This window comes from Bradyrhizobium sp. 14AA, assembly GCF_054185205.1.
The window spans coordinates 23,389-37,397 of record NZ_JAVAYM010000014.1 but is presented as its reverse complement, the minus strand read 5'-3'; the positions used below and the strand labels follow the sequence as shown (position 1 = coordinate 37,397).

9 protein-coding genes and 2 pseudogenes are annotated in these 14,009 nt (G+C 59.0%); 4 read left to right on the top strand and 7 right to left on the bottom strand.

The window, feature by feature from the left end:
- The first annotated feature begins 247 nt into the window (after nt 1-247).
- The 3 genes from aepX to RAD15_RS24125 all read left to right on the top strand — a co-directional run bounded on the left by aepX (nt 248) and on the right by RAD15_RS24125 (nt 3,038).
- Nucleotides 248-1,060, top strand: coding sequence for a phosphoenolpyruvate mutase (gene aepX / locus RAD15_RS24135; RefSeq protein WP_458180835.1), 813 nt, complete (start codon nt 248-250; stop codon nt 1,058-1,060).
- Between the two features lie 270 nt (nt 1,061-1,330).
- A complete protein-coding gene (locus RAD15_RS24130) occupies nt 1,331-2,089 on the top strand; it encodes a phosphocholine cytidylyltransferase family protein (RefSeq protein WP_458180691.1) in 759 nt (252 codons plus the stop codon).
- A gap of 172 nt (nt 2,090-2,261) precedes the next feature.
- Complete coding sequence (locus RAD15_RS24125) at nt 2,262-3,038, top strand: LysR substrate-binding domain-containing protein (RefSeq protein WP_458180690.1); 777 nt, start codon at nt 2,262-2,264, stop codon at nt 3,036-3,038.
- 677 nt (nt 3,039-3,715) lie between these two features.
- Here RAD15_RS24125 and RAD15_RS24120 read toward each other — a convergent pair.
- The 7 genes and pseudogenes from RAD15_RS24120 to RAD15_RS24090 form a co-directional block, all read right to left on the bottom strand.
- Entirely contained in the window at nt 3,716-4,483 is a 768-nt protein-coding gene (locus tag RAD15_RS24120) for an amidohydrolase family protein (protein ID WP_458180689.1), read from the bottom strand.
- Nucleotides 4,480-4,740, bottom strand: coding sequence for a hypothetical protein (locus RAD15_RS24115; protein ID WP_458180688.1), 261 nt, complete (start codon nt 4,738-4,740; stop codon nt 4,480-4,482). The genes RAD15_RS24120 and RAD15_RS24115 overlap by 4 nt, the downstream gene beginning before the upstream one ends.
- Nucleotides 4,741-5,075: 335 nt before the next feature.
- The gene (locus RAD15_RS24110; protein ID WP_458180687.1) at nt 5,076-5,417 is read right to left on the bottom strand and encodes a hypothetical protein; all 342 of its coding nucleotides are present in this window, start codon (nt 5,415-5,417) and stop codon (nt 5,076-5,078) included.
- A 1,212-nt stretch (nt 5,418-6,629) separates the two neighbouring features.
- Entirely contained in the window at nt 6,630-8,021 is a 1,392-nt protein-coding gene (locus tag RAD15_RS24105) for a hypothetical protein (RefSeq protein WP_458180686.1), read from the bottom strand.
- Between the two features lie 163 nt (nt 8,022-8,184).
- Complete coding sequence (locus RAD15_RS24100; protein ID WP_458180685.1) at nt 8,185-9,213, bottom strand: radical SAM protein; 1,029 nt, start codon at nt 9,211-9,213, stop codon at nt 8,185-8,187.
- A gap of 744 nt (nt 9,214-9,957) precedes the next feature.
- Complete coding sequence (locus RAD15_RS24095) at nt 9,958-11,010, bottom strand: KamA family radical SAM protein (protein WP_458180684.1); 1,053 nt, start codon at nt 11,008-11,010, stop codon at nt 9,958-9,960.
- Nucleotides 11,011-11,308: 298 nt separating this feature from the next.
- A pseudogene (locus RAD15_RS24090) lies at nt 11,309-12,374 on the bottom strand (IS630 family transposase).
- Nucleotides 12,375-12,747: 373 nt separating this feature from the next.
- Between RAD15_RS24090 and RAD15_RS24085 the strand changes: the two are divergent.
- Nucleotides 12,748-13,747 (top strand): annotated as a pseudogene (locus tag RAD15_RS24085) (IS256 family transposase); the annotation flags it as partial.
- Nucleotides 13,748-14,009 lie beyond the last annotated feature (262 nt).

The following is a 14,009-nucleotide window of genomic DNA, read 5'->3' as shown; positions in this document are numbered from 1 at the left end:
ATTGCTCAAGATGACAAACCTGTGTCAGTTGGCGATTGAGCTGCGGGATCGCCCAAACGACTTGGTCATCGAGACCTGGACCAAGCACGCATTGCACGCCCGACAGGTAAAATGCATCTGCAAGGAATTTGGCATGCAATATCAACCAAAATCGGCTGTCGCAAATTGCCCGGAGCGAAGCGCGCGCCCCTCACTCTCGCAAGAGCTTCGCGCTAAGATCTGTTCCGGGAGCGACCTCTTGTTCCTGATGGAAGCTCATGATGCGCTTTCGGGCACGATTGCCAAGCGCGCGGGCTTCAAAGGCCTCTGGGCCTCGGGCCTCTCAATTGCAAGCTCTCTCGGCTACCGCGATGCCAATGAGGCTTCATGGAGTCAGTTCGTCGACGTGGTCGAGCGCATAGTGGACTCGACCGAATTACCTGTGCTCGTGGACGGCGACGGCGGGTTCGGGAATTTCAACAATGCGCGCCTTGTGGCACGCAAACTCCGACAGCGGGGCGCTGCCGGGATTGCGCTGGAGGACAGCTGTTTTCCGAAGATCAACTCGTTTGTTGGGGATCGGCATCCGCTAGCCGATGTCGACGAGTTCTCCGGTCGACTGCGCGCAGTAAAGGATACAGTGGCGGACGACTTGGTCCTGGTGGCGCGGACCGAAGCGCTGATAGCCGGCCATGGATTGGACGAAGCCATTTCACGAGCTAGCGCTTACGCTGCGGCTGGTGCCGATGCGATCCTTATTCACTCGCGCAAGAGCACCGCGGAGGAGATCATCTCTTTTGCAACTGCCTGGCAAAGCCGCCTGCCTGTCGTGATCGTTCCAACGAAATACTATTCCACACCTGTCTCTGCATACCGTGATGCCGGCATCTCCACAGTGATTTGGGCCAACCACTCCGTCCGGGCTGCAATATTGGCCATGCGGCACGTCTGCGATCGCATCATTGCGGAAGAGAGCATTGCCGGCGTTGAGCCAAATATTGCAGCTCTCGACGACATTTTTGAATTGTTGAGGTACGACGAACTTGCCAATGCGGAAGCGCGATATCTCAACCTCCCCTGACCTATCCCACTCTCCCTGCTCGCAGTACCCGTTCTTGACCAAGTCTTGCCAGCCAAGCCTCGCTTCCCATCGTCATATGCTCCACGGGAATGTCCATCGATGCCTGAGGTTGCCTTCCCGACACCGGAGATATCACACAATGGCGCGACGGCTCTCACTGATCACTCTCTCTGCGTTGCCGCTGCTTTGGTTTCTCCACACGGATATCCAGGTTGCGATCAGCCCCTAACGCCTTAAATGCCGATCCCATGCCAGTGAAACGGACATTCAATGTCTAGCAATGCTCCCAGGACGGCCCTCGTTCTAGCGGCCGGCGTGGGCTCGCGCCTGCGTCCGCTGACAGATCTGCGCCCCAAGCCCCTGGTCGAGGTCAACGGCACTCCGATCCTTCACAACGCTCTCCGCAATCTGCAAGCGGTCGGGGTCGAGGAGGTAACGATTGTCGTCGGTTACCGGAAGGATGCTATTCAATATGCCTGCGGCACCCGCTTTGGTGAGCTTGAAATCAATTATGTGGAGTCGTCCGTCTTCGACCACACCGGCAGCGCATATTCCTTATGGTTGGCACGCGACGCACTTCTTTCCGGCGATTGCTTTCTTCTTGAGGGTGATGTCTTTTTCGAGGAGGACGCGTTGCGTTACCTATTACTCGGACCGGCGACCGATATGGCTGCGGTAGCCCCCTTCGACGAGTTCATGGAAGGGACAGCAGTTCTGTTGTCGGATAGCGGCTTCATCTCAGCTTTCCGCATGAAGCAAACCGCCGCAAATATTGCGGCGGATGGTGCAAGACTATTCAAGACGATGAACCTGCTACGTTTCTCGGCCTCGACCCTTAGGGAAACAATCGTCCCGGCGCTCGACGATATCATCGCTTCGGGAGCTCGGCAGGCGTACATCGAGGAGCTTCTTGCCGACCTGGTGGAAAGGCGGGGTCTAAAGCTCGCAGCGGCTCGTTGCGACGATCTCAAATGGTACGAAATCGACAGCGTCGAGGATCTACGCACGGCCGAGCGCATTTTCGCCTGAGCGAACGTCTGCGGTCGCGCCGAATGAACTTCAGGCAAAGTGGCAGGTCCAGGTGGCCAGCGACAATGGTGCCCCTCGACGCGGTTCGCGTGTGCGCCGCGATCGCGCGAGGAAGGGGACGCGCCTGGTGCGTTAGGACCGACACACCAGTCCGTCAGCCGTTAATCTCGCCGTGCTGCTGGGTTATCGGGTGACGGACCTCATCGCGCGAGGCGGCAAGCGGAGCGAATTGACGGAATTCGGAAGGCTTTTTGCAAACACGGTCGCTGAACCATTGGACACGGTGTGTTTCACCGCAAAACGGATGCGCCGGCGGACGCGCCCAAGCGCCAATCGGATTGTGGTGCGCACGTCGCGTTCGACGTTCGCCTACTCGCTTCTGATTCCGAATCTCCAGGCATTTTCCGCTGAGATGGGCGGCGTCATCGTGGATGTCACGAGTTCGCTATCTCAGCCGACATCGTCAGACGACTACGACGTCTTGATTACGCGCGATCTTTCCATGATCGAACCGGCCGATGATTGGGAGGTCTACAACGAGCAACTCGTCTGTGTCGGCTCGCCAAGTCACGTGAATGGCAGGAACCTCACGATCGTTCGCTCGATGCCAATTCTGAACATCACCTCGCGCCCCGACATACTGCCCACCTGGCTGCGGGCCATGAGCCTGACCTTTGCAGACGTCAAGACCGGCGCGCGATACGATCACAATTGCCTTGCTCTGCCGGCGGTCATGACGGGAAAATGCCTTCTGGTGGCGCCTGAAATTGTTGTCAGCGATTTGGTACGCGGAGGCGTTCTGCACGTGGTACCGGGATCACGGACTGGCAGCGGGATGCAATATCGCGCCTATGCTGTCGACCGCAGCGACAATTCTGAAATCTCTCGGGCTTTTTGCCGGTGGCTCGTCCGTCTTTGCAAAAAGGCCACCCTCCTCGAAGCCGCCTGACATCGCGTGAGCAATCGCGGCGCCTCTAACGCAGCAAACCCTCGCTATTGAGACCGCTCTTCCTCGGCCCCTCAGCGGCAGCCATATCGAGCGGTGGAGGGGAACATTCATCACCGCCGTTATCTGGCCGGCTCTCGCTAAGTCCAAGACCCGACGGAAACGGCTTACCAGCGCGCGATTCCGAACGTCAACCGACTCTAAAGTTTGGGCGGAAGCGAGCGCCGCGCGCGAACCTGTTGACTAGCCTGGATCATTCGCTCCGAGAGCCGCGAATGGTAGGGCGCGCTCAGCAGCATCAAAAAGTGCGCCCGGTCGGCTTCATAGCGAGCCGCGGATCGGCTGCTTCTTGAACCTGTCATGACCAGCGTGCCTCCGGTCGTGCGAACGGACCACACCCACCTTCGTCTGCGCTGTTCCAAGATAACTTCGAAGATTGGAAATCGATCAGACATATCATCAGCCCCTCAACAGATAATCTCCACCCGTAATCTGGACGTCTGCATCCATAGCCAAACCTCTGCGGTGCCGGCTTTCCTCTTCCGCTCCACTGGTTTTACGCGCACTCGGTGTGGGTTCTCGGAAAGCTTTGATGGACCGCTTCGATCTGCCAAGTTTCCTTGAGCGAAATCTCTTTCAGAGGCGAGCCCGTGGACGATGCTCATTTCGGCATGCAGGTCTTAAGACACGGAAAGTCGGTAAAGGGCGGCAGGCGTCTCGCCCAGGATCCGCTCTCGAGCGTCTTCGTCCGGGACGAGTTCCTCAAGCCACTCAAATGTCTGCGCATAGGATGGCGCGTAGGCGTGGTCGGCTGCGACGTGCGGCCACTCCGACCCCCAGAGCAGCTGTTTCGGCCCGAGCTCCTGCAGCATCCTGCCCGCAGCTGCCTGGGCCCAGCTATCTGGGACGCGTCCGATCCCCGACAGCTTTACCCACACCTCGGCTCCCTTGGCGAGCGCCAGGAGTCGTGCGAGGCGAGGATCCCAGGCGGGATCGCGGGTGCTGTCCACACGTCCGAAATCGCGGAAGACCAGTCGATGGCCGTCGGCCAGGAGCGACTCTGCCAGGTGCTCATGTCCATCGAGGCCACCCGACACCTCCAGATGCAGGCCCAGCTGGAGCGCTGCCTCGAGTGATTCGGCCAGCGGATCGGGATCGGTGAAGGTTAGCGCCAAACCCACGGCGCCTGATCGAGCCCACTCCTCCAGCACTTCAGGCGCCAGCGGTTGAACGAGGGGCGCAATGAGCCTCACCGGCATCCGGGCCTGGCTCGCCTGGGCGAAGAGCTCGGCCGGGTCGCCGTTCAGGAAGGCAGGCTGGACCAGGACCAGCCCAGTGATCCTGGACTCGCGCGCGGTGCTTTCCAGCGTTTCCATGGAGCCGTCGATGATGGGCGCAGCCTGCCGGCTCTTAAGATCGAAAGCATGCACCTCGCAGTCGATCCTCATGAAGCGCCCTCGCCGCAGAGCTCCGCCTGAATAACGCTCGCAAGGCCGTAGCTCACATACCTGTCCAGATCCTCGATGCCAGCGCGAGAGTGGAGACTTTCCAGCTCCTGCTCAAGCACGCTGCCGCTGATGTCCGGCTGCGAGTCCGCGCGATGGACATTGGCCGCCATGCCCTCACCAGTGGGGCCGAATCCGTACACCGAGTGCTCGCGCGCCACTGCAAATACGGGCTCGCTGCAGATGCTCTTCTTGGTCATTTGGCCAGCGATGCAAGTCTCGTTGCGGAAAACACATACGGGATGCAGATAAGTCACGACAATCCGGTTCTCTTGCAGTGATGCCCTTCGGAAGGCCCGCCCCTTTGAGGCCTTACGATCATTTCGCGCAATGCAAATACCTTGCGAGCGAACTCCAGAAATCGTTCGCAACTCCGTGCGTATAATTGTCTTCCTTCCGCCAATGCCACCGCCGACATTTGTCTCGATTGCCGCACTGTGGCCGGCCACCGCCATATGTTGCGGTGGGCTCTAATCGTAAGGCCTACACGACATTTATGCGTCCAGCATGACTTCCTTGGTAACACCGAACTCCCTTAGCAATCTCGCCTAAGACATTTTCCAATCCGGATAGCAGTTCCTTTTGCTGCAAGCTCGCAACGCAGGATCAACTCACGCAGAAATCCAGCAATATTTGCACCACTACGCAGGATTCCGGAGAATTCTATCTTCGCCATGGTTTGTGATTGCGCGGGCGATCGAAAGGCAATCGCACCTGCCCCTCGCTTTCCGGCAGCCGGATGGCCGCAGGAATTAAGCGGCCGGCGATTGAGCATGGCAGATCGAAGATAGTGGTCAGCCATAACAGCAGCGAACTCACCAGCAACGCCATCCTGACCTAGGCTCGGGACATCAACGCCGTCGACACGAAGCAGCATGGGCCTCGTTCACTCTAGCAACGCACGCAGGCAGGGGTTTGCAAAAATTGGACACGTGAACCAGAAACCAAAGGCCATGACCGAGCACATCGGGGCACTACTTGCCTGCAGCGCGGCGCGATCTCAGCCGGCGCCTGGAGCGCGAAACGCGCCGTGCCGAGCTCGTAGCTGATTTGCCCGCGGGCTCCTTGATCATAGCTCGATCATCGATTTTCGAAAGAACGACGACACGACAGTCGGGAACGTTTGCAAGTTCAAGACCTCGAATGACCATGGCGGCAGCTTCAGGCGTGCCAAGATGGCGAACCATGCGGGCTTCGTTCGTGACAGCGGTGTCGATCGCGGAGCCCGATCGTGCGAGAACCGTCAAATCCGCATCCAGGGTGCAGACTCGGGCGCGCGGAGTGCGATTTAATCAGGATCCGACCACGACTCTCCACCACAAAGCTGAACAAAGGATCAGATAGTCTCGGGGTATGATCGTGACGTGAGGCTCGCTGGCCTCATCCTCGGTCAACGGCCCGTTCTCATTGGCATCAGCATATTGAGCCGTGGTCTGAATCAGATATCTCCTACCGAAGCAAAACCTCACATCATCGAAAAGGAACAAGGCGCCAGGCTTCAACAACCGCACTGCTGCAATCGCGGCCGCGAAATCGACATAGATTGAATGGCTACCATCGAGATAGACGATATCAAACGTCTCTCGATTCCTGGCGAGCCTAATCAGGTTGAATGGGTATGTTCCCGATGGATTTCCCAGAAAGGTGATGCTTCGATCGGCGATGCCGGCCGCCGCTAGATCGGCCCGGCGTTGGGCGCAGACACGATTCGAAGTCCAAGCCTACATAGTGGATGCCGAGTTCGCTGATCGTCCTGAACCGCTCCTGCCTGAACGTCGGCCCTACGCCGATCTCGAGAAAGCGGCACCCCGGATTCTGCCGAAGGATCTTCACCAGGCGTGTATGAACCGACTGCCTGTACGCCCGGTAGTTGCTGGGCAGAGGATGGCTGCCGTCAAATAGGACGTCGTGACGGTCACCATTCATCATTCGCCTCGCAGTTGGTCGGAAAATAAATCTGGCATGCCGTACGCACGGCCAAGCGCCTCCCCTTCCCGGTCACGATCAACGATGGCCAAGGTCGGACCGTTTCCGGCGAACACGGCGAGCCCAGAATGCCGACGGCGCGCTGAAGCCGAAGCAACGACATTCATGCCGGCACTTTGCTGACAGTGCGTAATGGGGGCGCTTGATCTCTGTTCGCTCCATCCGTCGTGAGCGCTGCCAAATAGTGAGCAAAGAGCGCTATCGTCCGCGTGTGCGAATCGAGGGAACTCTTGTCGCTCCGTCCCGCCAGCCAATCGTCAAACAGCCTTTCGCGGCCAGCGCCCAGATCAGCGTTTCGGATAAGTGTGTCCCGCGCGGGATAAACCCGTTCACGTAAGGCTGCCCCGCCGAGGAAACCGGCATTCCGCCAAAGCGTGATGTGCGCCTCCCTTCTCAGTTGCGGATGAGCTTCCGTGCTCAAATGTGCGCGCTTGAAGATCCTGGCCTCAATCGCTGCGAAGGGACCAATATTCAAGCGAATGGTCTCGGACCCATACCGTCCGTTCTTGTTGTAAACATCGGTTGGCAATTGCCGCCAGTTGCGCAGCGACACGCTGGTCTGCAGAAGGTCGAGCCGAAACAGGCAGACGGTCTCGCGGCTTCCGGGACGCCTTGCGGCTCCGGACGAGACAATATCCGTCTCGCCCCAGAACAGTGGCGCGGGAAACAGTCGAGCGACTGGCGCGTCGCCGCAAAGCCTGCTCACCGGATCCGGGCCAACCTGCCCGACCTGATCGGCGGCGGTCGCCCGGTGGACATCCAGCTCGACCGCCAGCCTCCCGAAGTGCTCCTCATTGTGAGCCAGGAGACCGGAGAGAATATCGATGTAGTGATAGCCGGAATGGCAAAGCATTCCGTAGCCGTAGCGGTAAGGATGGTCCTCCCGGGAGAGAATCTCCTCCTCCGTGTTCCACACTCCCGCGTGATGCTCGATACCAATATAGGTGACCGGCGTGCCAAGGTTTCGGGAGGCGCGGCGCGCATAGCGTCCAATCAATTCGTAGACTGCGTTGTAGCGGCGCGGCGTCATGACCACGCAACGACCGCCAGTCCGATTGCAGATCTCCTTGAGCTCGGCTACCGCACCAACCAGACGGTCCGCGGCAGGGCGTCCATTCGACCCCATGGGCAGAACGACGGGCTTGTCGACCAGGCAATCAAGGCCAAGTCCAAGAGCCGCGCGCAGGTAGCCCAAATGAGCCTTGGGTTCGGTCGCGACGATCACTTTCGTGCCTGGACGTGCCACAGCCGTCAGGACGTCCTCCCCATGGCCGGAATACCAGATCGCCCGTCGCCGGAGATCGGGTACCCATGAGAGGCTCGCCGGCTTGCAGGAGCGGGTCCAGAAAAAGGCATCCACATCGCCTCGCACGCTGTCGAGCTCGACGACATGGAAGGCCGATGCTCGACCGCTGGAGACGGCCTCCTCGATTAGAGGAATATATCTCGCCCGGGCATAAGCACCGAGCCCGACGAGAATGATATCTCCTCGCATGCCTTCTGATACTCTCTCGCTTTTGCCTCAATCAGAACTTCGGACCCGATGAGGCCAGACGGGGGGCGACCTGACGGACGCTGATAAGGTGGGATACTGCCTGCCTCCTCGCGCACCGAGAACCGCCGATATTGAGACCGCCTTTCGTTCACCGTTCGCCCGGTCAGGCGCAGGCAAGCGCACGGTTCTCGACATTCTTCAGGAGGGCGACCTGGCTCGGGCATTGGCCGCAGCCGCTGTTCGCCCGAAATTTCTTGAGAGCCGGCGAGGTACGCCAAACCTTCTCAAGATCGAATTCCGGCGATCGGACGTTGCCGAGGAGGAACTCGCGGCTATCGGGATCCCCGACGACGAAGGAACAGGGATACAAATCGCCGTTTGTAGAGAGGTAGACCGCGGTGGCACCACAGTCGCATTCGGTATATCTGACGTTTGGCTGCGGCTGCGACGTATCGATGAAAATCGGCGGCGGCAGTTCGAGGCGCGCTGAGCTGGGTTGCGCAGCAATCTCCATCAGGGCTTCCTGCAGCTCTCGAATTTCGTCAGCCGAGCCCAAGAGCGCGTCCTCATTGCCGAGAGCAACGCCCGAGGCGAACATCGGCTTAACCCTGAAGGAGTAGACGCCGATTGACGACAGGAGCCGGTAGGCGTCGAGCGCCTCACCGATGTTGTGCCGGTTGGCAGTCATCCTGGCCTGCACCAAGGCCCCGCAATTGGCCGCCTCAGCCATCTGCCGGAGCGCAGAATCGTAAACACCCGCCTTACCCCGGAAGCGGTCCACCGTGTTCCGCTTTGCGCCGTCAAAGCTGAACTGTAACGTCAGCTTCTCGCGATCGTCGAAGAACGAGGCGACGTCATAAATTGGCACCTGGCCGAGCCCTCCAGTGTTCAGTTGCACGTGAAGGCCTCGCTTGTTCGCATGGGCCATCAGGGCTGCCGTGCGCGGGAACACCAATTTCAGAAGCGGCTCGCCACCCGTCAATGAGACTTTTCTCAGGGAATATTTGTCGGCGAGAAGATCGATGAAATCTATCATCTCCTCAATAGATAATTGTGATGGCTCCAAAAGCCGCTTGTATTGATCCCGATACTCTTCAGGAACATAGCAGTGCTCGCAATGAAGATTGCAGTAGAAAGATACGCAAATTCTCGCGTGGTTGAAGACAATGGGTAACGGATGGTCGCTTGGCATGGCATCCTCCTAGCTTTCTCCCAGAAAGGTTGCAGCAGGATTTATGCCAGTGCGGCGCGCCGGATCGCTGACGACTTTGAGGGTGGAATGTCCCGCTCCAAACAGCTTGGCGGATTCCCGACATCAGACGTGTTTGGTTTCAGACAGACACACATGGCCTCCGCAAGCTACGAGCCCTGACAGGCCGTCCGGCTCACATCGGCGGGTCAGCCACCCATTGCTGGCGATGGTCGTTCCCTTGATCATACATACTCATCATTCATCCGCAGCTACCGTAACGTACTTCGCTAGTCTTCTTGAAGCAGCACGACCGCGACGGCTTGCAGTAGACATAAGCAATACGCTCTCGGCGGACTTGCAGAACTGGAAGAGTAATCTCGCGAGCAAATAAGAATTTTACATACGAGGCGAGGTCGGCAGCGTTGCGAGCGCTACGCCGAGCGGCAGAATAATCTCTGCTCAGCCTGCCGCGGAAAGCTCGTGCGCTAGGGTCCGGACTCAATAGAGCCATGAAGGCGCCAGCGAACTTGTCGTAGCGGTCGCGATACGGCGAAAGTCCGTGAGACGGGCGAACATGCGCTCCACCAAGATGAACTGGCGGCGCACCGCCGCGCCGATCGCATTCCGGCCATTCCTTGGGCGAGCGCGGCAATCCCCACCGCCGCGTGTTGAGCCGTATAGAGGGCTGGGCGTTTGCAGTCCCCGCAGTCTGCGGCGGCAGTCGACGTTACATGCTGTATGTTCTCATCCTTCGGGCAAATCGTCCAACCAGCAGGCCGCTTCGATGTACGGTCGCGAAAAGATCTTTCCGAGCTTTGCGGGCACCTTGTTCTGATGATATCGCATATAAACGCGGCCATCGTCTCCAAGGTCGAGAATCTCAATTTTTCCCGTGTAATGCGACATGATGTATTTGAATGTTTTGTGGATGCCGCTGAGCCGTTGGTTGATGCCGCGCGTAATCTCTACTCCGCGGCGCAGTGGAACCTGGAAGTGCGACGCGCCTTTCACCGGCCTGCCCTGGAACAGATAATAGGGTCGCACCCCGATCTGGTGACATTTGGCAAACGTTCTCGCCAAGACCTCGGGATCATCGTTGACTTTCGCGAGCAGCACGGCCTGATTGAGGAATTGCACGCTTTGTGCGCGCAAAGCACAAATTATGCGCTCCGCGTCGAGCGAAATCTCACCGATGTGATCGAAATGTGTAACGATTATTGCCGCCTTGCCTGCTTGATGGATTCGTTGGAACAATGCCGTTAGAGTGGAATCCTCAAACCGCTTGGGCTCATAGGCGATCATCTTTGTGCCGAATCGAATTGAATCCAAATGTGGGATAGGCAGCAGATGATCGAGAATTTTGTTGAGCTTCCCGGTGCTGAGCACGAACGGGTCGCCTCCCGATAGCAGCACGTTCGTCATCTCAGGATGGTCGCCGATATATTGCGCAACCTGGGTGAAATCAGGCACGATTTCATCCGAATTCTTACCGACAATTCTTTTGCGAAAGCAATACCGGCAATACGACGCGCAACGGTCCGTTACCAGCAACAACCCAGTCTGGTCGTACTTGTGCTGCAGTCCGGGTACGACCGTATTGTTGTGCTCGCCACTCGTATCCAGACTGCCAGGACTATCGAACTCCTCAACTGAGGGCTCCACAATGTACTTGAGCTCGTCGTAGTAACCACTGTTGGTAATCTGTTCGCGATAGAAGCTTGTGACATGATAACGGGTGATGTTGTTGGCTTGAAGTTCAGGCTCGGTAACTGCACGCGTCCCTTCGATGAACTTCATGACTTGTCCTGTAAAATGCAGGGCGTTAGTTGGGGCTCTCATTGCTGCACCTCGTCCTATGGTGATGAGCTCCGTCGTAACCGGTAAGGTGAGCTATTTACTGACGATACAGCATCAATGGTAGATCGAAACCTACCTACTCTGGTGAGAGGTATCGGAACCGATGGTTGAGGACGCGATGTTGGAATGCACCAACACTCAATGGCGGCAGAGTTTCCCGTCTGGTTCCGGGGGCGCGGCTTGCAACAGACGACGTGGCAGTTCAGTTCGACGAGCTTGCAGCAGCTAGTACCCGGAATCATAGCTGGGTGATACGGCGGCCTTTGAAGGGGCGCTGGCGGACCTTTTTCTTGGTCCAGACGAATGGCTCGGCTCTGTCGTTATAGGCGTTGATGTAGGCATCGATGTGCTGCTCGAGCTGTTTGAGGCTTGTGAATGAGGCGCCGCTCAACGACTGCCCCTGCAAGATCGAAAACCAGACCTCGACCTGATTGAGCCAGGACGCGCTGGTGAGCGTGAAGTGAAATTTCACATTGGGATGCGCCTTGAGCCATTCCTCGTTCTTTTTATGGCTGCTGAGGTTGTCGAGAATGACATGAAGCCGGCGGTTCGGAAATGCTGCGGTGACGCGATCCATGAAGTCGAGAAACTCGACCCGGCGGCGTCGTTTCGAATGCGTCGCAAGGATCTTCCCGGTGGCGACTTCCAGCGCTGCAAACAGCGTGGTCGTGCCGTGCCGCTTGTAGTCGTGACTTTGCCCGATCAGGGATCTGCCATTGGGCAGTTTTAGATAGCCCCTGCGCTCGCTCCAAGGCCTGGATCGAGGGCTTTTCGTCCACGCATAGGACGATGGCCTTCTTGGGCGGGGCGACATAGAGGCCAACCACGTCGGCAGCTTTGGCCGTAAACTGCGGGTCGTTGCTCTAGCACCAGGACTTGCGAGCCGCCAGATCGATCTTGTTGCTGCGCAAGAACCGCCAGACATATTGCACGTCGACGTCGCCAAGCTCCTCAGCCAGCAGAGGCCCAGTCCAGCGCGCGTATCCCGCGGGAGGCGACTTATCCAGCAACTTCAAAATCCGCTTGTCGGTGGCCTTCGTATAGATCGGCTGCTTGCCCGGCAGGGGCTTGCTTTGCAGACCTTCAAGACCAAGATCCGCATAGCGATGCCGCCAAAGGCTGACAATCCGCGGCTGGACCCCAACCTCCCTGGCGATCGATCGGGTGCTGCGACCGGCAGCCGCCAAAAGAACGATCCGCGCCCGCTTCAAATCGCGCTGCAACGTCACCGGTGAGCGGCAACGTTCCTCAAGCACCTTGCGATCTTTCCTCGAAAGGTGGACTTCTCTTGCTTCGGGTATCATCCCCATCGCGAAAACATGGCTCGCCGATGTGCGCTATCGGATGCGCGGAGCTCCGAAATTCTTCTCCACGATGACGTTGCGGCGCTGTTGGGGCCGAATCCTTCGGGGCCGGTGTGATGCCGCGATTGGTGATCCGGCTTTCGCATGTGTAATGGTCTGGATACTTAGTTCCAAGCCTTGCTGGTTCATTCTTCGTATTATTCGAAGGATGCGTTATAGGGTCGTGTCCCCAGTGATGGTGTAGCTCAGTAGAGCAAAGCCGCCCGTACGCGCCCCCAATAGCGCCGTAGCGGGCGGGCGGCTTTGCGGTGGTCACCGGCAGTTCTCCGGTAGGATCGGGTTGCGACACGCCAACGCAACCGAGGAACCACCGATGACCGACGAGATGATGAACCTGCGACCGCTCGTGGAGAAGACCCCCGATGCGGATTTGCTGCGCGAGATGATCGGCTTTGCCGCCCAGCGCCTGATGGAGCTGGAAGTCGAAAGCCAAACCGGGGCCGGCTACGGCGAGAAGAACCCCGAACGTCTGGCGCAGCGCACCGGCTATCGCGACCGGATCTGGGAGACGCGCGCCGGCGCGGTCGAGCTTCGCATTCCCAAGCTGCGCAAGGGCTCCTACTTCCCGGGTTTCCTGGAGCCGCGCCGGATGGCCGAGAAGGCGCTCGCGGCCGTCGTCCAGGAAGCCTATGTGCAAGGCGTTTCCACCCGCTCGGTGGACGACCTGGTGCAGGCGATGGGCATGACCGGCATCTCCAAGAGCCAGGTGAGCCGGCTGTGTGGAGAGATCGACGACAAGGTGAAGGCGTTCCTCGCCCGCCCGATCGAGGGCGACTGGCCGTATTTGTGGATCGATGCCACCTACGTGAAGGTGCGCCAGAACGGGCGCATCGTGTCAGTGGCGGTGATTGTCGCGGTCGGCGTCAATAGTGATGGCCGGCGCGAAGTTCTCGGCATGGACGTCGGGCCCTCCGAAGCCGAGACGTTCTGGACGGCATTCCTGCGCAAGCTCGCCCGGCCTGGCCTGCGCGGCGTCAAGCTGGTCGTCTCCGACGCCCACGAGGGCATCAAGGCCACCGTGGCCAAGGTGCTCAACGCTAGTTGGCAGCGCTGCCGCGTGCACTTCATGCGTAACGCGCTGGCTCATGCCGGCAAGAGCGGCCGGCGCGTCGTCTCCGCCTTCATTGCCACCGCCTTCGCCCAGGACGATGCCGACGCCGCACGAGCGCAGTGGCGGAAGGTCGCTGACGAGCTTCGCCCCAAGCTGCCCAAGCTTTCTGGCTTCCTCGACGAGGCCGAGACCGACGTGCTCGCCTACATGACCTTCCCAGCAGCATCGAACCAAGCTGCACTCAACGGATGAGATGGACAAGCGACGGATGAGATGGACAAGCGATTTCTTCATGGCCGAGACGACGATTGCGGAGATCGCCGTACGTCCATTCTTTTGTTCGGCCACGGGCGGGGCATTCTTCCGTCCCGGCCACCGATCTCGCAGCCGCCGCGCGCAGGGGCGGTCAAGGCTGGCCGCATTCGCGGCCACCGCACGGCTTGGCCTTGACCGGCCCGAGCACGACGGCACGCTGGCGTGGAACGGGACTGCATTCCTGGCGTGGCTAGACCTTGCCGTCAGCC

Excerpts from the sequence above, each read along its gene's own strand:
- RAD15_RS24105 (WP_458180686.1), bottom strand. The coding sequence starts at position 8,021 with ATGCGAGGAGATATCATTCTCGTCGGGCTCGGTGCTTATGCCCGGGCG.
- RAD15_RS24100 (WP_458180685.1), bottom strand. The coding sequence starts at position 9,213 with ATGCCAAGCGACCATCCGTTACCCATTGTCTTCAACCACGCGAGAATT.
- RAD15_RS24120 (WP_458180689.1), bottom strand. The coding sequence starts at position 4,483 with ATGAGGATCGACTGCGAGGTGCATGCTTTCGATCTTAAGAGCCGGCAG.
- aepX (WP_458180835.1), top strand. The coding sequence starts at position 248 with ATGGAAGCTCATGATGCGCTTTCGGGCACGATTGCCAAGCGCGCGGGC.
- RAD15_RS24110 (WP_458180687.1), bottom strand. The coding sequence starts at position 5,417 with ATGCTGCTTCGTGTCGACGGCGTTGATGTCCCGAGCCTAGGTCAGGAT.
- RAD15_RS24130 (WP_458180691.1), top strand. The coding sequence starts at position 1,331 with ATGTCTAGCAATGCTCCCAGGACGGCCCTCGTTCTAGCGGCCGGCGTG.
- RAD15_RS24095 (WP_458180684.1), bottom strand. The coding sequence starts at position 11,010 with ATGAAGTTCATCGAAGGGACGCGTGCAGTTACCGAGCCTGAACTTCAA.
- RAD15_RS24115 (WP_458180688.1), bottom strand. The coding sequence starts at position 4,740 with ATGACCAAGAAGAGCATCTGCAGCGAGCCCGTATTTGCAGTGGCGCGC.